Origin of the sequence: Kingella potus, assembly GCF_900451175.1 — a bacterium.
Taxonomy (GTDB): domain Bacteria; phylum Pseudomonadota; class Gammaproteobacteria; order Burkholderiales; family Neisseriaceae; genus Neisseria; species Neisseria potus.
In genome coordinates this window covers 269,944-287,767 of sequence record NZ_UGJJ01000001.1, presented here as the reverse complement: position 1 = coordinate 287,767, position 17,824 = coordinate 269,944, and the positions used below count along the sequence as shown (strand labels likewise).

The following is a 17,824-nucleotide window of genomic DNA, read 5'->3' as shown; positions in this document are numbered from 1 at the left end:
GGCAGGCTGCGGCGGGACGCAGTTGCCGCAGGGCGGGAAAGCGGGCGTTTTTACCATGACGGAGATCAAGTTCGCCCCCGCCGACCCGCAATACCGCATTGTTGAAATTTTCGAGAGCTTGCAGGGCGAGGGCTGGAACACGGGCATGCCCGCCATATTCGTGCGGCTGGGTAAATGCAATCTGGCCTGCTCGTGGTGCGACACCGACTATCTGAAATTCGGCATGATGAGCCTGTCCGACATCTTAGGCCGTCTGAAAACCTACACCGCCCGCAATGTCATCATCACCGGCGGCGAGCCGACCATACAGCCGCATCTCGATACGCTGCTGGACGCGCTCAAAGCCGAAGGCTATTTCCTCTGTATCGAAACCAACGGCCTCAAGCCCGCACCGCCGCAAATCGACTATGTTGCCGCCAGCCCCAAAGCCTGCTACGCCGCCAAATATGAAAAAAGCTGCATCGAAACGGCAGACGAAGTACGCATCGTGGCCGACGGCGACGTAACCGCGTTTTGCGAAACGATGGAGCAGAAAATCCGCGCTCGCCGCTACTATCTCTCGCCCTGCGAACAAAACGGCGTGATGAATATCTACGACACCATCCGCCAAATCGGTATCTTAAACAGCCGCCCCGACGCGCCCGTGCATTGGCAGTTGAGCGTGCAGACGCACAAATGGGCGGGGATAGAGTAAGACAGGAAGTAGAGGCTTAAAAAGTAAGCCGCTGTTCCTTGTCAGCAGCGCACTTTCTGAACTACTATAAATATGAACTTAGGAATAAGCATAATACTGAAAAAGACATAATACAACCTTAATTATGATTTCGGATATAATCTGTTTTCTATCTCATTTTTGATGTCAGGCCGGTCTTTTAAAACATCATCTACTATATCATCTTGTATGCGTCTCCATTCAAATGAGTTATTGTATAATTGTTTTTCCAAATCTATAAAGTAGGATAGTACATCTATAGGCGGCTGCTCAGGATGGGAAAGATTATGTTTTATCGCCTTACGAATCAATTTTTGGTTTGCAGCCAAAAAATTGGCACAATTTTGACGGGATAAACGAACCTCTGCATCTTCTTCAAGTAAGATAACGACTTTAAAAGGATCATTTTTCACTGTTTCTAAATAATCAAAACCGTGATTATCATGCATAAATACTAATACATCACGGAGAAATTTATCATTATCTTTTTGAATGGTTTCCCATGTCTCCTTATCTTGGACATGTACCATTCTTTCTTCATCACCGCATTTGCTTAAATTATAAACTATAGGTATAAACCCATGAATTAAAGTAACTTCTGCATATGATTTTATTTGTATGGTTAATAATATTGTTCCAATTATGAAATATTTACCCATTAGAATTTCCCTTCTTAGCAAAATTTAGTATCCATTCTATGCAATTACGTTAGACGCAATTTACTAAAATTTCTCCATAATTTAAATACACTCCTTTCCTCATTTTTAGCCTTATGAGTTTATTGTTATTTCCTCACTTTTCGTTTTGGTATGGGCAAATTTCTACTTGTAAATTCATTTTCATTTTCTGTTCTATCGTTAAGTTTTTTCCTTACAGATACTTCTCCCTTGCTGGTTATACTACTACTGTTTTTATAAATAATGGTTTGCTGTTGTATTTTTTGTGGGATTTTATAGTTTTGTGTGGACAGTCTCCATTCAAATTCAATTATGAAAGTGGCCACTCCCCCTTCCTTTAATAGTAAAATATAATCATTTTGATCTCAGGATGCAAAATCAGGATTATTTGATAAAGTTCCTTTTCCTTCTATATATCCTTTCATTCCTGTCCAATCGCTTCCTCCGTTTTCGTATTTTCCATGTGGCTGTCCATTACCTTCTGCCAATATACCGCTGGCAGTGGCATAACTTTCCAGTTCTCTTATTTTCAATGCGTAGAAGTTTACACTTGAAGGCAGTAAATAAATATCTGCAATAAAACCACATCCCAAAATATCTTTCACATGAATATCCTTCACTTTTTCAAATCTAAGCGATTTAGGTGTAATGATATTAAAAGTAATACTCCCTTGATCATGCTTAGTTTTGGCCTTAACTGTTACCGAACCCGCTTTGTCCAAGGCTGAAAATACGATTTCGTTTGAAGGTGTTTTTGATTTGACGGATGATGGTTTGACCAGGTTCGATTGGATTTCCCACAACACGGGAATATTGGAGCGGACGGTTACGGCTTCGCCGACACCTATGGTGGTTCTGTTGCGGTTTTTCGGCAGTTTGGCGGCGGTTTCCGATGTGAGCTCGATTTTGCAATAGGCTTCATACTCTATGGTAATGTGTTGGAAAGCCGGATCGCCCCACCAGCACGAATATTTGGCGGGCAGTTCGGATTCGCCGAATTGGTAGCCCTTTTTACGCATTTCCGCCGCTTTGGCGCGGGCTGCCGCTTCGGTCAGGCTTTCCTTGTGCAGGCCGCCGCCGGCTGAATTGGAATAGTAGGCGCGGATAAATTTGCCACGGATTTTATCTTGTTCTTTGCAGGGTTGGGACATAACATACTTCTTTGGTTTGAAAGGATAAATATCGAATTCATATTACTCCTTTTTATTTAATATCGAAATATCAATCAAATATCATTTGCTAAAATTTACACGAAATCTGCCGTTCAGACGGCCTTTGCCGTATCATCGCGGGCAAACCCGAAATCCGAGGAAAGCCAGTGTCCAAACAGCCCGATAAATCCTTAAGCAAACCCGAACGCATCATGCTGGTCGGCGTGATGCTCGAAGCCGGCTACACCGGCGCAAACGAAAGCCGCGAACGTGCCTTTCAAGCCGCAGTGGAAGAAGCGGCCGAACTCGTCCGCGCCACCGGCGGCGAACTCGTCCGCTGCGAAACCGCCAAACGCGCCCGCGCCCACACCGCCCTGTTTGTCGGCACAGGCAAGGCCGAAGAACTCGCCGCCGCCGTGCAGGCCGAGAAAATCGACCTGGCCGTGTTCAACCACGAACTCACGCCCACGCAGGAGCGCAATCTCGAAAAAATCCTGCAATGCCGCGTACTCGACCGCGTCGGCCTTATTCTCGCCATCTTCGCGCAGCGTGCGCAAAGCCAGGAGGGCCGTTTGCAGGTGGAACTCGCCCAGCTTACCCACCTCTCCGGCCGCCTCGTGCGCGGCTACGGCCATCTGCAAAGCCAGAAAGGCGGCATCGGCCTCAAAGGCCCGGGCGAAACCAAGCTGGAAACCGACCGCCGCCTTATCGGCCAAAAAATCGCTGCGCTGAAAAAACGGCTCGAAGCCGTCAAACGCCAGCGCGCCACCCGCCGCAAAGCCCGCCAAAGCGGCAGCCTGCCCACTTTTGCCATTGCCGGCTACACCAACACCGGCAAATCCAGCCTGTTCAACCGCCTCACCAAAGCCGACGTGCTGGCCAAAGACCAGCTTTTCGCCACGCTGGACACCACCGCCCGCCGCCTCTACCTCACGCCCGAAGCAAGCGTCATCCTCACCGACAATGGTGATTTTCTTTTTGATGTAACGAATTATGTGAAGGCATAAAGTCTTTATCTGAAATATTATACAATTTTTTTACTATAATTGATTTTTAGAATTCATCATGTAGTTTTTCCTTTATTTTTGGCTGGTTGGAAAATATCTCTGAAATAATGTCAACTACCCGATTTCTTTCACCGTAACCATAAAGTTGCACTAGTAAGTTTATCAGATAATCTGTAACATCTATTGATTCTCTAGCATTCTTCACTGAATTGTTTTTTGCAACAGCACTATAAATTAAGATCTTATTGGACTCTAAAAATGTTTTACAGTTTTTTGAGGAGAATTCTACCATCCGGTATGCAGGTAAAGCTGTTATTTTTCCTTTAGGGTTATTGGTTTTATCCAAGTAGGCAAAACCGTTATTGTCCCTCATAAATACCAACACTTCTTTAGTGAACTCATCATACATATTATGATAATCTTCCCATTTTTTTCTATGTTCTTCGGAATTGTCAGTCATTCGAGGACTGCGGATGCGGGTTTCCCCACAGATACTGTTAGGTGTCTCTCTGCTAAATAATACAACTTTTGCCAATGCAGTATCTGTCATGAAAAATAACATTATGGTGATGACGGGATAAAGTTTATTCATTTTCAACCCTTATTTGTAGAAATTATTGTTTTTTGTATAGTTGTCCCCTTTTTTTATTTCTATTTTGTAGTTTCCCTTTTTAATAAGAAAATTTCCGTTTGAGTATAAGGTAACTGTTTGATTGACTTTTTTTGCCAGTTTCTTGGTAAGAGGTTCTTCCAGTCCCCAGAAAATATCTATATCGGTTTTCATAGAACTTTCAGAGGGTAGGCGGGTAATTTTTTGGGGATCATTCGCTTTGGCGCGGGCTGCCGCTTCGGTCAGGCTTTCCTTGTGCAGGCCGCCGCCGGCTGAATTGGAATAGTAGGCGCGGATAAATTTGCCACGGATTTTATCTTGTTCTTTGCAGGGTTGGGACATAACATACTCCTTTGTTTGGAAGGATAAATATCGAATTCATATTACTCCTTTTATTTAATATCGAAATATCAATCAAATATCATTTGCTAAAATTTACACGAAATCTGCCGTTCAGACGGCCTTTGCCGTATCATCGCGGGCAAACCCGAAATCCGAGGAAAGCCAGTGTCCAAACAGCCCGATAAATCCTTAAGCAAACCCGAGCGCATCATGCTGGTCGGCGTGATGCTCGAAGCCGACTACACCGGCGCAAACGAAAGCCGCGAACGTGCTTTCCAAGCCGCCGTGGAAGAAGCGGCCGAACTCGTCCGCGCCACCGGCGGCGAACTCGTCCGCTGCGAAACCGCCAAACGCGCCCGCGCCCACACCGCCCTGTTTGTCGGCACAGGCAAGGCCGAAGAACTCGCCGCCGCCGTGCAGGCCGAGAAAATCGACCTGGCCGTGTTCAACCACGAACTCACGCCCACGCAGGAGCGCAATCTCGAAAAAATCCTGCAATGCCGCGTACTCGACCGCGTCGGCCTCATCCTCGCCATCTTCGCGCAGCGTGCGCAAAGCCAGGAGGGTCGTTTGCAAGTGGAACTCGCCCAGCTTACCCACCTCTCCGGCCGCCTCGTGCGCGGCTACGGCCATCTGCAAAGCCAGAAAGGCGGCATCGGCCTCAAAGGCCCGGGCGAAACCAAGCTGGAAACCGACCGCCGCCTTATCGGCCAAAAAATCGCCGCTCTGAAAAAACGGCTCGAAGCCGTCAAACGCCAGCGCACCACCCGCCGCAAAGCCCGCCAAAGCGGCAGCCTGCCCACTTTTGCCATTGCCGGCTACACCAATACCGGCAAATCCAGCCTGTTCAACCGCCTCACCAAAGCCGACGTGCTGGCCAAAGACCAGCTTTTCGCCACGCTGGACACCACCGCCCGCCGCCTCTACCTCACGCCCGAAGCAAGCGTCATCCTCACCGACACCGTCGGCTTCGTGCGCGATTTGCCGCACAGCCTGGTCGCCGCTTTCTCCGCCACCCTCGAAGAAACCGCGCTGGCCGACGTGATTCTGCACGTTGCCGACGTGTCCCGTCCCGACTGGGAACGCCAAACGGAGGATGTAAACCGCGTACTCGAAGAAATCGGCGCGGGCGGTATTCCGCAGCTTTTGGTATACAACAAAACCGATCTTCTGCCCGACGACGGCAGCCGTCCCGCCGGCATGATGCGCCACCCCGACGGCCGCCCCGCCGCTGTCGCCATTTCCGTCAAAACCGGTGCGGGCTTGGACGATCTGCGCACCGCCCTCGTCGAACTCGCCCTTTCAGACGGCCTCTGAAACGTTGAAACGCCGCAAAAAGCAAAAAGGCCGTCTGAAACTGTTTTCAGACGGCCTTTTCCTTATGCCTCCGGTATTGCATGGTTTTTGTCCGGCCTGTATTTCCTTAATCTTTCTAATCTGTCTGTGTTCCGCTCCGCAATACGGGAATCTTTTCAGACGGCCTATTGCCGCGAGCCGATGTCGGCATCTGCGCTGCTGCCTTCGATGAGGCGGGTAAGTTCGTCGCACAGGGCGATTTTTCCTTCTCTGTCGAACCCGAACTGTGCCAGCACCTGCACGCAGATGCGGCTGCCGTCGGACTTTTTGGCGCGGACGATATGGTTGCTGAACACGGTATCGCCCTCTTCGGCCAAAGCGAGAAACTCGGTTTCGGCTTCGGCGATGTGCCGCTTCTGGGCGCGCATATGGGCGATAAAGCCGTCCAAATCCAAAGTTTTACCGTCCACTTTCTGCACATAGCCTGCGGCAAACAGGCGGCGGATTTCAGCTTCGTCGGTTTCGCCGCTGCCGACAATGTCGCGGAACACGCGGCGGATAATGTCTTTTTTGTCCATTTGTCTGCACCCTCCTGTGCGGCGGTTTCAGACGGCCTTTAATGCTGGCTTTGAGGCCGTCTGAAAACGGTGTTTCCTTACCCTCTGTACGTGCAGGCAACTGCAATGCGGCGGCGGGGCGGGCTTATCCGATCCGGCTGAAAATCAACGTGGCATTGGTGCCGCCGAAGCCGAAGCTGTTGGACATCACCGCGTTCAATTTCACATTGCGGTTTTCGCGCACAATCGGCAAGCCTTCCGCCAGCTCGTCCAGCGTTTCAATATGCGCGCTGGCGCAGACAAAATCGTTTTGCATCATCAAGATGGAATAAATCGCTTCGTTGGAGCCTGCCGCGCCCAGCGCGTGCCCCGACAGCGATTTGGTGGAGCTAATCATCGGCACCGCCTGCCCTGCAAAGGTTTCGCGGATGGCGCCCAATTCGCGCGTATCGCCCACAGGCGTGGATGTGCCGTGCGCGTTGATGTAGTCCACGCTGCCGCCGTGCTGCGCCAACGCCATCTGCATACAGCGCACCGCGCCTTCGCCTGATGGCTGCACCATGTCGTAGCCGTCCGATGTTGCGCCGTAGCCCGTTAATTCGCAAAGGATGTTTGCGCCGCGTGCTTTGGCGTGTTCGTATTCTTCCAGCACCAAAATGCTGCCGCCGCCCGAAATCACAAAGCCGTCGCGGTTGGCATCATAGGCGCGGCTGGCGACTTGCGGCGTGTCGTTGTATTTGCTGGACAGTGCGCCCATCGCGTCAAACAGGCTGCTCATTTGCCACGACACTTCTTCGCCGCCGCCTGCAAACACGATGTCTTGTTTGCCCAGTTGGATAAGCTCGGCGGCGTTGCCGATGCAGTGCGCCGAAGTGGAACAGGCGGAGCTGATGGAGTAGTTTACGCCTTTGATTTTAAACGGCGTGGCAAGGCAGGCGGATACGGTTGAACCCATGGTTTTGGTTACCGCATAAGGTCCCACGCGCTTGATGCCGCTGGCGCGCAACACGTCTGCCGCTTCCACTTGCGATGCCGATGATGCGCCGCCGCTGCCTGCCACAATGCCTGTGCGGATGTTGGACACCTGCTCTTCAGTCAGCCCTGCGTTGGCAATCGCTTCCTGCATGGCGATGTAGGCATAGGCAGGTGCGCTGCCCATAAAGCGCAGGATTTTGCGGTCGATGTGTTCTTTCAAATCGATGTTGATGTTGCCGGCAACGTGCGAGCGCATACCCATTTCGCGGTAGCTTTCGTCAAATGAAATGCCTGATGTTAGATTTTGCAGCGATGCCAGCACTTCGCGGCAGTTGTTGCCCAAGCTGGATACGATGCCGATGCCCGTTACGACCACTCGTTTCATGTATTAGTCTCCTGTTGAAATAAAAAGGCAGCCTGAAAGAGATTATTGGCTTTTCAGGCTGCCCTAGTGTGATTAGAAATCTGCTGTGCTGGTAAACAAACCTACGCGCAAGCCGTTGCCTTCGTAGATTTTCTTGCCGTCCACGCTCATTTCCGCATCGGCAATGCCCAACACCAGCTTGCTGTTCATCACGCGCTTGATGTGGATGTGGTAGGTGATTTTTTTGTGTTTGGGCAATACCTGGCCGCTGAATTTCACTTCCGCGCAGCCGAGTGCGCGGCCGCGCCCCGGCGCACCCGTCCAGCCGAGGAAGAAGCCGACAAGCTGCCACATGGCATCGAGGCCGAGGCAGCCGGGCATCACGGGATCGCCGACGAAATGGCAGCCGAAAAACCAAAGGTCGGGGTTGATGTCCAATTCGGCGACGATTTCGCCTTTGCCGTATTTTCCGCCCGTGGTGTTGATTTCGACGATGCGGTCAATCATCAGCATATCGGGCAGCGGAAGCTGGGCATTGCCCGCGCCGAACAGTTCGCCGCGTCCGCAGGCGAGGAGTTCTTCTTTGGTGTAGCTCGATTGGGGGGTGAAGGTGGTCATGGTTTTCCTTTTCGGGGCTTGTTTTGATTTTTAGAGACTAAGCTCTAAAAAGGTGGGCATTCTATATGCACGCGGGGCTTGGCCGCAACATTGTCTGCGCGTGTTTCTCCGAATCCGGCTTTTATTATAGTGGAATAAAACAGAAAAGGTATCCGGCCGCAGCCGGTACGGGCGGTGCGGCAGGGTGCGGCTCTGGCGCAGATTTTCTATTTTGTTTCACGCTAACGGGCCCTGTTCCAGTCCGGCGAGAAAACCGTGCAGGGCGAAGGAGCGGAGGTTTTCGGGGGCGAGGAGGGTGAGGCAGACCAGTTCGTCGCCTTGCGCGTGGCCGGGATTGCGGCTGCGGAAGTAGGCGGCTTCGGGATTGGCGGCGGTTTTGCCGTTCAGCCACTCGCTTTTGAGGTGGCCTTGCGATTGGGGGTAGCGTACGAGGCCGGTATCGGGATGGTAATGCGTGCCGAAGCGTGCGGCGGCAAGATGGTCGATAAGCCGCTGTATGTCGGGCGGGGTGGGAGTGCGGCGGTTGGGGTAGTAGGCTTTGCTGAATACGTTGAGATAGCGGTAGGTGCGGTCGCCTTTGACGATGAGCAGCCAGTGGAGCGGGGTGTCGGGCTGCTGCGCTTTCAGACGGCCTGCAAGGGCGCACCAGGCCAGGGGCAGGGTTTGCTCGCCCCAGTAGCGGTGGTCGATGATGGTGTCGCCGGAGAACAGGGCGCGGCCGCTTTGTCCCTGATGGGAAAACGGGATGGTTTTGAGGGTGGTGAAGCCGCGCGTCTGTCCGCTTTCGTCTTCGAGCAGGAGGATGTGGTCTTTTTCGGCAAGGTCGCGGCGGAACAGTTCGGGCGAAGTGCCGCCGTAGTAGCGGGCATAGAGGGCGTAGAGAGCGGCGGTTTGCGCGGCGGAAAGATTCTGCGGGGCTTCGGTGCGGGTGGTGAGTTTGTTCATGGCAGTTTGCGGACGAGATAAACCAGCCAGCCGGCAAGGGCGGCAACGAGGAAGGCAGTAGCGGCCTGATTGGCCAGATGCGGGGCTTCCCAGCCGACAAACCAGATTTCCGCATGGGGGTGGTGGCGGTGGAAGGCTGCGATATAGGAGGCGAAATACACTTCGGCGGCAAACATGGCGGCGGTAACGGCCAGATTGGCGGCCAGCGGGCGCGGGGTTGCGCGGCGGCAGAGCAGGGCGGCAGGCAGCAGGATGGCGATGCTGAACAGGTCGTGGGCGATGCCGTAGGCGTACTGCCAGCGGTTGGTGCCGTACATCAGCACGATCTCGCCGGCGGCGCGGGCAGCCATGGGCAGCCAAAAAACAAAATAGGCGGCTTTCAGACGGCCTGATACGTGTTTGGAACAAAAAAACAGCGGCGGCAGCACCAGCCAGAACAATACGGCCGCGCCCAGCCACAAGGCTTTGGGCAGCGAGATTTGCCCGCCTGCTGCGGCAAAACCGTTTTGCCAAACGTAAAACAGCAGCGCGGCGGCGAGCATGGCGCAAGAGGCCGTCTGAAAGGCGCGTTTCACAGATGCAGCTCCTGTTCGCGGACAATGCCTGCGGCTGCGGGCGTGCCGCCTTCGGCCAGGGTTTTGCGCCATGCGGCAATTTCGGGCATCAGCAGGTCGGCGGGGCTGTTGCAGAAGCGCGCGCGGCCGCCGAAGCGGGCGATGTTGTCGCGCTGCTGTTTCATGATGGCCACGTCCTGACTGATGATGAAGCGGGAAAGCGGCTCGAATACAAGGCGGATGAGCGGGTTCAGACGGCCGAATCTGTAGCTGACGACGGTGTACACTTCGGTGGTTTCTCCGTCCAGCGGCGTGCAGGAAGAAGTAACGATGTAGTGCTTTCCGTCGGAAAAACGGTAGTCCACGCGCGAGGTGGCGGGGGCGATGAAGCGGTCGGTATGGCTCATTTCGGTTTGGCTGTTTTGCAGCAGCTTCCATACCAGGCTTTTTTCGCGCGGCTCGTCGGCGTATTCGATTTGCGCACCGTCGGCATTGCGGCGCAGCAGGGCGCGGACGGGCTTGCCGGTGGGGGCGCGGAACCAGGAATGGTGCACATACACCGCGTGCGGGCAGTCGAGAAAGTTTTCCAGACACCAATCGACGGGCGCGGCAAAACGGGTTTTCATCCGGAAAGTGGTGTAACCCGCCTCATTCAGGCAGGCAAAGGGCAGCGGGGCGGCGGAGGCGGGCGTGCCGGCGCATATCCAGACATAGCCGTCCTGCGCCGTGCAATGCACAGCGGGCACACGCACATCGGGCGTATCGCAGCCGCACAGGGCGGGGATGGCGGCAAGCCTGCCCGTGCCGTCGAACGACCAGCCGTGATAGGCACATTGCAGGCAGCCGTTTTCCACTTTGCCGATGGAAAGCGGCACATTGCGGTGCGGGCAGCAGTCGAGCAGCGCGGCGTAGCGGCCGCCGCCCTGATGGAAAACGGCGTAGTGCCGCCCGAACAGCCGCACCGCCTGCGGCTTTTTGCGCACGTCGCGCTCGCGGGCGGCGATATACCAGTAATTGTGCAGGCCGTTGGCGGCGGAAAGGTCGGATGTGGTCATTTTTGGTGTTCTTTTCGCATTTTGTCGTCATGGCGGACGGCGGCGCGGACAGGCCGTCTGAAAACGCCCAACAGGCTCTGAAACCGGTGCGCACGGTTTTCAGACGGCCTCTGCATCCGCTGCGGCGGGCGGCAGCAGCAGCGGGATTTTGCGTACGGCAAACCGCTGGCCGGCGCGGAAAAAGCCTGCCGCATAAGCCTGCGGGTCGGCGCAGCGGCACACGCGCAGGGCGGCGAGCTGTCCGGTGCGGCGGGCGTAGGCGTATTGCGGATTGCCGCCGAGCGCGTCGTCCAGCCGAGCAGCGAGTTCGGGATTCTGCCATACGGCGGGCAGGGCGGACAGCAGCCGGTAGTGCGGCGGATCGGCCTGCACGCCCTGCAAAAATGCCTGTTCCGGCAAACCGGCCGATACCGTTTCCATCGCGCTGCGCACGAAGGCCTCGCTCAGCTTTTCGCCGCACAAATCGCTCGTTAAAGTGCCGCGCCCGATAAAGCCGATTTCCGGCACACCGCCGTGCAGCGCGTGTACGCGGACATCATCTCCCGTGTCGTAGCGGTACAGCCCGCCCTGGGTGGTAACAAGCAGCCGGTAGTCCGCGCCCGCCCGCGTCTGCCATGAGGGAACAATGCCTTCTTCGCCTTGAAACTCATAAAAATGGCTGTCCACGGCCAACAGGGGGCGGAGGCCGTCTGAAAAGCTGCGGGCACGGTTTTCAGACGGCCAAAACGGAATGCTGCCGACAAATTCCGTTGCCAGCAGCCCTTTGCCTTCGATAAAAACATGGGGAAACCAAGTTTGCAGCGCGGCGGCAGGCGCGGCGGCGGTGTGGCTCTTCCAGCAGCTGATGGTGTCGAGCTGCGGCCAAATGGCGCGGGTATCGGGTATTTCCCGCGACAGGGCGCGGGCGAGAACGGCACGGCGGCGCGGATCGGCCACCTGCGGCAAAAGCGCGTCCTGGCGCGTCTGCATCGTGTGCAGAAACAGCAGCAGCATAGTCGGGCTCCACACCGAGACAAAAGCCAGATCCGCCGCGCCAAGCAGCAGCCGCGCACTGTGAAACTGCCACTCCTCTGCGGTTTGCGCCGACAAAAGTTCGGGCAGAAACAGCGTGTGCGGCAGCAGCACGGCGGCTGCTCCGCTGCCGAAATAGTCCAAATCGCTGCCGCTGCCGAAAGGAATCCCGCCTGCGGTATGCGTACGCCCGCGTGCGGCGGGGCTGACGATAAAAAACAGCTTTCCCGCAAACGCCTGCGGCCGCCGCCGCCGCAAATCCGCCAGCCACGGCAAAACGGCGCGGCGGAAAGCGGCATAGAGGCCGGCGGTGTAGGGAACGGCTTTCGCGCCGCCCGTGCTGCCGCCCGTTTCTTCAAAGCAGACCACTTCTTCTGCGGCAAGCAGGCCGCTTTCGCCTGCCGCCGTGCGTCCGATCAGCGTGCGCAGCGCATCATAGTCCGATACCGGCAGGGCGCGGGCGAAGTCCTCATAACTGCGGATGCGCGCAAACCCGTGTCTGCGGCCGTACAGCGTGCCGCAGTTGGCACGGAGAATGCCGTCGAGAATACGCCGCTGCGTACGCTGCGGGTCGGATAAGGCCGTCTGAAAACGGGCGAGGGCGGCATCCAGGCCGGGAATGGGCGGCATCATGGCGGCGGGCTGGCAAAAAGCGGCAAGATTACCCGCATACGCGCAGCATGGAAAGACGGCGCGGCGTTTTCAGACGGCCTCTGACACGGCAAAAAAGGCCGTCTGAAAATAAAAAGCGCGGCTATTCAACATATTGCGCCTTTGTGTAAAGAGACTGCTTGCACGGAGGGGGATAATTTGGTTTAATCCGCGCTTCGCTGAAAAGCAGCGGGTGATTAGCTCAGTTGGTAGAGCGTCTGCCTTACAAGCAGAATGTCGGCGGTTCGACTCCGTCATCACCCACCAGTTTTCTCCGTTTCCGTCTGCCTGTTTGCAGCGGGATGCGCGGTGGTAGCTCAGTTGGTTAGAGTACCGGCCTGTCACGCCGGGGGTCGCGGGTTCGAGCCCCGTCCGCCGCGCCACAATTCAAACGGGTGATTAGCTCAGTTGGTAGAGCGTCTGCCTTACAAGCAGAATGTCGGCGGTTCGACTCCGTCATCACCCACCAGTTTTCTCCGTTTCCGTCTGCCTGTTTGCAGCGGGATGCGCGGTGGTAGCTCAGTTGGTTAGAGTACCGGCCTGTCACGCCGGGGGTCGCGGGTTCGAGCCCCGTCCGCCGCGCCACAATTCAAACGGGTGATTAGCTCAGTTGGTAGAGCGTCTGCCTTACAAGCAGAATGTCGGCGGTTCGACTCCGTCATCACCCACCAGTTTTCTCCGTTTCCGTCTGCCTGTTTGCAGCGGGATGCGCGGTGGTAGCTCAGTTGGTTAGAGTACCGGCCTGTCACGCCGGGGGTCGCGGGTTCGAGCCCCGTCCGCCGCGCCACAATTACCGTATAAAACAAAAAATATCATCCGGCTTGCAGATTGCAGCCGGATTTTTCGTTTTCTTTAAAACCGGAAAACCGGCGGCAGGCCGTAGCGTCCATTGTCTTTAAAATCGGGCAGTAAGCCGGCGGTAAGATGATGCATATCGGCATCCGAATCGGCGGATGCCGCTTCAATCTGCCGTTTTCCTGTGCAGCGGATGCGGGCGGCAAGGCGGGAGATTGCGGCTTTGCCGGCCATTCCAAACTGGAAGAGGCCGTCTGAAAACCGGAAAATCGGTTTTCAGACGGCCTTTTGGCATTGCGGCAACCCGTAATGCGGCAAACTGTGTTTACTGGTCGACAAACGCGCGTTCGATCAGGAAATCGCCGCGTACGCCGACTTTCGGGGATTCGACCAGGCCGAATCCGTTGAGGACTTGACGGGTGTCTTTGAGCATGGCGGGGCTGCCGCAGAGCATGGCGCGGTCGTCTTGGGGGTTGATTGGCGGCAGGCCGATGTCGGCAAAGAGTTTGCCCGAACTCATGAGGTCGGTAAGGCGGCCGTGGTGGATATAGTCTTCGCGGGAAACGATGGGATAGTAGATGAGTTTGTCGCGGACGAGTTCGCCGAGGTATTCGTCGTTGGGCAGATCGCGGGTGAAGCGGTCGTAGTAGGCGAGATCTTTTTGGTATCGCACGCCGTGGACGAGGATGACTTTTTCAAACATTTCGTAGATGTCCGGGTCTTTGGTTACCGCGAGGAAGGGGGCGATGCCGGTGCCGGTGGACAGCAGGTAGAGGTGCTTGCCGGGGTTGAGGTCGCCGGCAACGAGGGTGCCGGTGGGTTTTTTGCTGATGAGTACGTCGTCGCCGACTTTGAGGTGTTGCAGGCGGCTGGTAAGGGGGCCGTCCTGTACTTTGATGCTGAAAAATTCAAGGTGTTCTTCGTAATTTGCGCTGGCAACGCTGTATGCGCGCATAAGGGGTTTGCCGTCCACCATCAGGCCGACCATGACAAACTGGCCGTTTTCAAAGCGCAGGGATTCGTCGCGGGTGCAGGTGAAGGTGAAGTAGGCATCGGTCCAGTGGTGTACGGAAAGGACTTTTTCGGTGTTGAATGCTGCCATTTGGGTTTCCTGTGTAGAAATTGACGGAGGCCGTCCGAGAGGTACGGCGTGTGTTTTGAAGGAGTTTCAGACGGCCTTATCCGACGGCATCTGCGTCTGCGGATTTGCGTTTGCGCGGCTTGCGGCGGCGTTTTCGGCGGCTGTCTGCGGGCGCGTCGGCGGCGGCAGGCACGGAGGCGGTCATTTTTTCGCGCTCTTCGGGGGGGGCGTGCTGGAATGTTGTCCACCAGTCGGCGAGTTCTTGTTCCGCGCTGCCGGTTTGGGCACGCAGGACGAGGAAGTCGTAGGCGGCGCGGAAGCGCGGCTGGGCGAGGAGGCGGTGGGGGCGCATCCCGCGCCGGTTGTCGAACTGGGGCTGGAGTATCCAGATTTCGCGCATGGTGGCGGTGAATTTTTGCGGCACGCCCCAGCCTTTTTCCATCGTGCCGTCCAGTTCGGACATGGCTTGGATGAGGGCGTGGGCGGGTTTGAGGCCGTGCTGCCGGTGTTTCTGCCAGAGTGTGTCCAGCTTGTCCCACATGAGGGCGGCAAGGACGAAGCCGGCGGAGACGGATTTGCCGGCGCGGACGCGTTCGTCGGTGTTTTTCAGGGATTCGGCGACGATGCCGCTGCGGCCGCCTGCTGCGGCCTGTTGCAGGGAGTCGAGCAGGGGGTGGATGCGGGTGTCGATGCCGAGGGCGCGGAACTGGTCGAGACAGCGGCGGGCGTGGCCGGAGAAGAGGAGTTTGGTAATTTCGTCAAACAGGCGGGCGGGGGGTTCTTCTTTCAGACGGCCTGCGTATTGTGCGGCGGGGGCGGCGGTGTGTTCTTCGACGGTGAAGCCGAGTTTGCCCGCCAGACGCACGGCGCGCAGTATGCGGACGGGGTCTTCCCGATAGCGTTCGGCGGGGTTGCCGATCATGACGATGCGGCGCTGCCTTACGTCTTCCACGCCGTTGTGGAAGTCGTGGATTTCGCGTTTGACGGGGTCGAAGTAGAGGGCGTTGCAGGTGAAGTCGCGGCGGCCTGCGTCTTCGGCGAGCGTGCCGTAGCTGTTGTCTTTCATGATGCGGCCCTGCTCGTTCTGTACCGTGCCGCCGCTGCCGCTGCCGCGGAAGGTGGTTACTTCGATGGTTTCGGGGCCGATTTGTACGTGGACGATACGGAAGCGGCGGCCGATGATGCGGCTGCGGCGGAAGAGGGCGCGGATTTCTTCGGGGGTGGCGTTGGTGGCTACGTCGAAGTCTTTGGGATCCGCGCCGATCAGGAGGTCGCGCACCGCGCCGCCGACGATGTAGGCTTCGTAGCCCGCCTGTTGCAGGCGGGAAACGGTTTTCTCGGCGGCAAAGCTGATGTCGTCCGCGCTGAGGCCGTGTCCGGTGTAGGGGGTGGTGTGTTTGACGCTGCCGGCGGCGGGTTTGCCCGCCATTTTGCGCCAGAGTTTTTTCAGCATGTGCTTCCCGAAAAACGGAGCTTTACGCTCCGCCGATATAAAAACGGGGCGGATTATACCTGTCGGGCGCGGGAAATAAAACAAACCGCCCTGACTCGGGCGCGGATTTGGTTTGAGGCCGTCTGAAAGCGTAAAATGGGCGTTTTCAAACCGATAAGGAGGACGCTGTGAAAAGAAATTACTTTGCCGCCGCCGTTTTGGCCGCCGCGCTGGCGGGTTTGGCGCATGGTGCGGATTTGCGGGCCGAGCTGGCCGAGGCGCGTACCGCCGCCAAGCTGGCTGCGGAAAATACCAAAAGGTATCAGGATACGTACAGCGACATTTATTTCGACTTGGGCAGCCTCACCGTGGCGGAATTCGAGCGGCGGGTGGCGGCGGGCGAAACGGTGTATGCCTATATCGGCCGCCCGAGCTGCGGCGACTGCAATGCTTTCGAGCCGCTGTTCAAACGCTATATCGCCAAACACGCGCTGGACGGCAAAATCTGGTTTGTCAATGTCCACCGCCTGCACCAGGATGCGGAAAAATGGGCGGCGTTCAAGCAGCGTTACGGCCTTTCCGGCACGCCCGTGCTGGCGAAATACGCGGGCGGGCGGCAGCGGAACAAGCTCGATTTCGAGGCCGACGGCGGCATCGGCGGGCAGGATTTGGAACGCTGGCTGCGGCTGAACGGTTTGTAAACATATTTTTCAGACGGCCTTTGCGGATTTGGGGAGGCCGTCTGAAAACAGAAAGAACGCTATGGGACACACTTGGTTTTACTGGGCATCGGCTTCCGCTTTTTTCGCCGCGCTGACCGCCATTTTCGCCAAAGCCGGTTTGCAGGGCATCGATTCGGATTTCGCCACTTTCATCCGCACGCTGGTCATTATTGCCGCGCTGGCGGCCTTTCTCAGCTATACGGGCAAATGGCAGGGCGTATCTTCGTTTACGGCAAAAAACTGGACCTTTCTTATTCTTTCCGGCCTCGCTACGGGCGCGTCGTGGCTGGCCTATTTCAAAGCCCTGCAAATGGGCGAAGCGTCGAAAGTCGCGCCGGTGGACAAATTCAGCATTGTGCTGGTTGCGCTGTTTGCCGTGGTTTTTCTGAAAGAGCGGCCTTCGTCGCAGGAATGGCTGGGCATCGCGCTGATTACCGGCGGCGTGCTGACGCTGGCTTTGAAAAGATAGGGAGGCGGTGTGCAAAGGCCGTCTGAAAACCGGAAAACGGGTTTTCAGACGGCCTCAATCTTTTTGCCGCCGGCCTAAGCTGCCGCCAGGCTGTTTTTTATCCGCCGGCAGCAAGTGAACAGCAGCGCGGCGCAGGCGGCCCACAGCAGCCAGGAAAACGCGGGATGGAAACGGCCGGCGGCGGCATACCACACCGCCAGCGCACCGATGAAAAAGGCACGGTCGCTTTTGCCGAAGGGGCCGTCGTAACGCCTGCCGTTGCCGTGTACCTGGCCGAGCACGCCGCAAAATTCCGTCATGGCCGCGAGCCAGACGAAAAGCGCGGTTTGCAGGCCGTCGAAAGGCTGGATAAAGGCGAAGGGCAGATAGAGCGCGGCATCGGCGATGATGTCGGTGGTTTCGTTCAGATAGCCGCCGAGCGCGGATTGCTGGCCGAACTCCCGTGCCAGCATTCCGTCGGCGGCGTTTAAGGCCATGCGCACAAACAGCCATACGGGCAGCAGCCAGAACAGCGGCGCAATCCGGGCAAAAACGGTAAGAAACAGCCCCAGCAGCACCGATATGGCGCAGGCGGCCAGCGTTACCTGGTTGGCGGTGATGCCTTTTTCGTAAAGGCGGCGCACCAGCGGGCGCAGCAGGTTTTGAAATTTGGGTTTGAGGGCGTAAATGCTCATACAGGCCGTCTGAAAACAGGGTTGGAAAACGGCGGGATTATAACCGCGTGCGGGCGCGTGGTGCAGGGGCGGTTGCGGCTGCCTGCCTGTTTTCAGACGGCCTGTTTGCCACCACGCCCCGCCGCC

20 protein-coding genes, 6 tRNA genes and 1 pseudogene are annotated in these 17,824 nt (G+C 56.5%); 11 read left to right on the top strand and 16 right to left on the bottom strand.

The annotated features are described in order from the left end of the window. Nucleotides 1–55 precede the first annotated feature (55 nt). A complete protein-coding gene (locus DYE40_RS01405) occupies nucleotides 56–694 on the top strand; it encodes a 7-carboxy-7-deazaguanine synthase QueE (RefSeq protein WP_115307406.1) in 639 nt (212 codons plus the stop codon). 122 nt (nucleotides 695–816) lie between these two features. Here DYE40_RS01405 and DYE40_RS01400 read toward each other — a convergent pair whose 3' ends face one another. The 3 genes from DYE40_RS01400 to DYE40_RS01395 all read right to left on the bottom strand — a co-directional run bounded on the left by DYE40_RS01400 (nucleotide 817) and on the right by DYE40_RS01395 (nucleotide 2,540). After that, a complete protein-coding gene (locus DYE40_RS01400) occupies nucleotides 817–1,371 on the bottom strand; it encodes a hypothetical protein (RefSeq protein WP_115307405.1) in 555 nt (184 codons plus the stop codon). A gap of 125 nt (nucleotides 1,372–1,496) precedes the next feature. Then, nucleotides 1,497–1,715 (bottom strand): hypothetical protein, encoded by a 219-nt coding sequence (locus DYE40_RS12120; RefSeq protein WP_147286543.1) that lies wholly within the window; start codon nucleotides 1,713–1,715, stop codon nucleotides 1,497–1,499. 39 nt (nucleotides 1,716–1,754) lie between these two features. Continuing rightward, nucleotides 1,755–2,540, bottom strand: a complete 786-nt coding sequence (locus tag DYE40_RS01395; protein ID WP_115307404.1) for a hypothetical protein — start codon at nucleotides 2,538–2,540, stop codon at nucleotides 1,755–1,757. Between the two features lie 212 nt (nucleotides 2,541–2,752). On the opposite strand from DYE40_RS01395, the pseudogene hflX (DYE40_RS01390) reads away from it, so the two are divergent. Beyond that, nucleotides 2,753–3,526, top strand: a pseudogene (hflX, locus tag DYE40_RS01390) (GTPase HflX); the annotation flags it as partial. 67 nt (nucleotides 3,527–3,593) lie between these two features. Here hflX (DYE40_RS01390) and DYE40_RS01385 read toward each other — a convergent pair. Together DYE40_RS01385 and DYE40_RS01380 are read right to left on the bottom strand one after the other, a co-directional pair. Beyond that, nucleotides 3,594–4,139 carry a hypothetical protein gene (locus tag DYE40_RS01385; protein WP_244732842.1) on the bottom strand — a complete coding sequence of 182 codons (546 nt, stop codon included), beginning with the start codon at nucleotides 4,137–4,139 and terminating at the stop codon, nucleotides 3,594–3,596. Between the two features lie 9 nt (nucleotides 4,140–4,148). Next, on the bottom strand, nucleotides 4,149–4,499 hold the full coding sequence (locus tag DYE40_RS01380) for a hypothetical protein (RefSeq protein ID WP_115307403.1): 351 nt from the start codon (nucleotides 4,497–4,499) through the stop codon (nucleotides 4,149–4,151). Nucleotides 4,500–4,709: 210 nt separating this feature from the next. On the opposite strand from DYE40_RS01380, the gene hflX (DYE40_RS01375) reads away from it, so the two are divergent. Further along, nucleotides 4,710–5,816 carry a GTPase HflX gene (hflX, locus tag DYE40_RS01375; RefSeq protein WP_115308230.1) on the top strand — a complete coding sequence of 369 codons (1,107 nt, stop codon included), beginning with the start codon at nucleotides 4,710–4,712 and terminating at the stop codon, nucleotides 5,814–5,816. A 164-nt stretch (nucleotides 5,817–5,980) separates the two neighbouring features. On the opposite strand, the gene DYE40_RS01370 is transcribed toward hflX (DYE40_RS01375), so the two are convergent. The 7 genes from DYE40_RS01370 to DYE40_RS01340 form a co-directional block, all read right to left on the bottom strand. After that, nucleotides 5,981–6,373 (bottom strand): nuclear transport factor 2 family protein, encoded by a 393-nt coding sequence (locus DYE40_RS01370; RefSeq protein WP_115307402.1) that lies wholly within the window; start codon nucleotides 6,371–6,373, stop codon nucleotides 5,981–5,983. A 124-nt stretch (nucleotides 6,374–6,497) separates the two neighbouring features. Then, nucleotides 6,498–7,712: a beta-ketoacyl-ACP synthase I gene (gene fabB / locus DYE40_RS01365; RefSeq protein WP_115307401.1), complete on the bottom strand. Its 1,215-nt coding sequence runs from the start codon at nucleotides 7,710–7,712 to the stop codon at nucleotides 6,498–6,500. Between the two features lie 72 nt (nucleotides 7,713–7,784). Beyond that, nucleotides 7,785–8,309: a 3-hydroxyacyl-[acyl-carrier-protein] dehydratase FabA gene (gene fabA / locus DYE40_RS01360; protein WP_115307400.1), complete on the bottom strand. Its 525-nt coding sequence runs from the start codon at nucleotides 8,307–8,309 to the stop codon at nucleotides 7,785–7,787. 216 nt (nucleotides 8,310–8,525) lie between these two features. Further along, nucleotides 8,526–9,254: a hypothetical protein gene (locus DYE40_RS01355; protein WP_115307399.1), complete on the bottom strand. Its 729-nt coding sequence runs from the start codon at nucleotides 9,252–9,254 to the stop codon at nucleotides 8,526–8,528. Next, on the bottom strand, nucleotides 9,251–9,829 hold the full coding sequence (locus DYE40_RS01350) for a hypothetical protein (protein WP_115307398.1): 579 nt from the start codon (nucleotides 9,827–9,829) through the stop codon (nucleotides 9,251–9,253). Before DYE40_RS01350 ends, DYE40_RS01355 begins: the two co-directional genes overlap by 4 nt. Continuing rightward, nucleotides 9,826–10,863: a Rieske 2Fe-2S domain-containing protein gene (locus DYE40_RS01345; RefSeq protein ID WP_115307397.1), complete on the bottom strand. Its 1,038-nt coding sequence runs from the start codon at nucleotides 10,861–10,863 to the stop codon at nucleotides 9,826–9,828. The genes DYE40_RS01350 and DYE40_RS01345 overlap by 4 nt, the downstream gene beginning before the upstream one ends. Before the next feature lie 99 nt (nucleotides 10,864–10,962). Continuing rightward, complete coding sequence (locus DYE40_RS01340; RefSeq protein WP_245944043.1) at nucleotides 10,963–12,507, bottom strand: GH3 family acyl-acid amido synthetase; 1,545 nt, start codon at nucleotides 12,505–12,507, stop codon at nucleotides 10,963–10,965. 209 nt (nucleotides 12,508–12,716) lie between these two features. On the opposite strand from DYE40_RS01340, the gene DYE40_RS01335 reads away from it, so the two are divergent. The 6 genes from DYE40_RS01335 (at nucleotide 12,717) to DYE40_RS01310 (ending at nucleotide 13,312) form a co-directional block, all read left to right on the top strand. Further along, a tRNA-Val gene (locus DYE40_RS01335) sits at nucleotides 12,717–12,792 on the top strand. A 39-nt stretch (nucleotides 12,793–12,831) separates the two neighbouring features. After that, nucleotides 12,832–12,908 (top strand) — tRNA-Asp (locus tag DYE40_RS01330). A gap of 10 nt (nucleotides 12,909–12,918) precedes the next feature. After that, nucleotides 12,919–12,994, top strand: a tRNA-Val gene (locus DYE40_RS01325). A gap of 39 nt (nucleotides 12,995–13,033) precedes the next feature. Beyond that, nucleotides 13,034–13,110, top strand: a tRNA-Asp gene (locus DYE40_RS01320). 10 nt (nucleotides 13,111–13,120) lie between these two features. Then, nucleotides 13,121–13,196, top strand: a tRNA-Val gene (locus tag DYE40_RS01315). A gap of 39 nt (nucleotides 13,197–13,235) precedes the next feature. After that, nucleotides 13,236–13,312: transfer RNA gene (locus DYE40_RS01310), tRNA-Asp, on the top strand. A gap of 65 nt (nucleotides 13,313–13,377) precedes the next feature. On the opposite strand, the gene DYE40_RS12470 is transcribed toward DYE40_RS01310, so the two are convergent. The 3 genes from DYE40_RS12470 to pcnB form a co-directional block, all read right to left on the bottom strand. Then, nucleotides 13,378–13,554: a hypothetical protein gene (locus tag DYE40_RS12470; RefSeq protein WP_172461183.1), complete on the bottom strand. Its 177-nt coding sequence runs from the start codon at nucleotides 13,552–13,554 to the stop codon at nucleotides 13,378–13,380. Between the two features lie 91 nt (nucleotides 13,555–13,645). Then, the gene (locus DYE40_RS01305) at nucleotides 13,646–14,422 is read right to left on the bottom strand and encodes a ferredoxin--NADP reductase (RefSeq protein WP_115307396.1); all 777 of its coding nucleotides are present in this window, start codon (nucleotides 14,420–14,422) and stop codon (nucleotides 13,646–13,648) included. 76 nt (nucleotides 14,423–14,498) lie between these two features. Beyond that, entirely contained in the window at nucleotides 14,499–15,854 is a 1,356-nt protein-coding gene (gene pcnB, locus DYE40_RS01300) for a polynucleotide adenylyltransferase PcnB (protein ID WP_115307395.1), read from the bottom strand. A gap of 197 nt (nucleotides 15,855–16,051) precedes the next feature. On the opposite strand from pcnB, the gene DYE40_RS01295 reads away from it, so the two are divergent. Further along, nucleotides 16,052–16,534 (top strand): thioredoxin family protein, encoded by a 483-nt coding sequence (locus DYE40_RS01295; protein WP_425451181.1) that lies wholly within the window; start codon nucleotides 16,052–16,054, stop codon nucleotides 16,532–16,534. A gap of 61 nt (nucleotides 16,535–16,595) precedes the next feature. After that, nucleotides 16,596–17,024, top strand: a complete 429-nt coding sequence (locus DYE40_RS01290) for an EamA family transporter (RefSeq protein ID WP_115307393.1) — start codon at nucleotides 16,596–16,598, stop codon at nucleotides 17,022–17,024. Nucleotides 17,025–17,098: 74 nt separating this feature from the next. On the opposite strand, the gene DYE40_RS01285 is transcribed toward DYE40_RS01290, so the two are convergent. Further along, a complete protein-coding gene (locus tag DYE40_RS01285) occupies nucleotides 17,099–17,698 on the bottom strand; it encodes a CDP-alcohol phosphatidyltransferase family protein (protein WP_115307392.1) in 600 nt (199 codons plus the stop codon). Nucleotides 17,699–17,824: the final 126 nt, after the last annotated feature.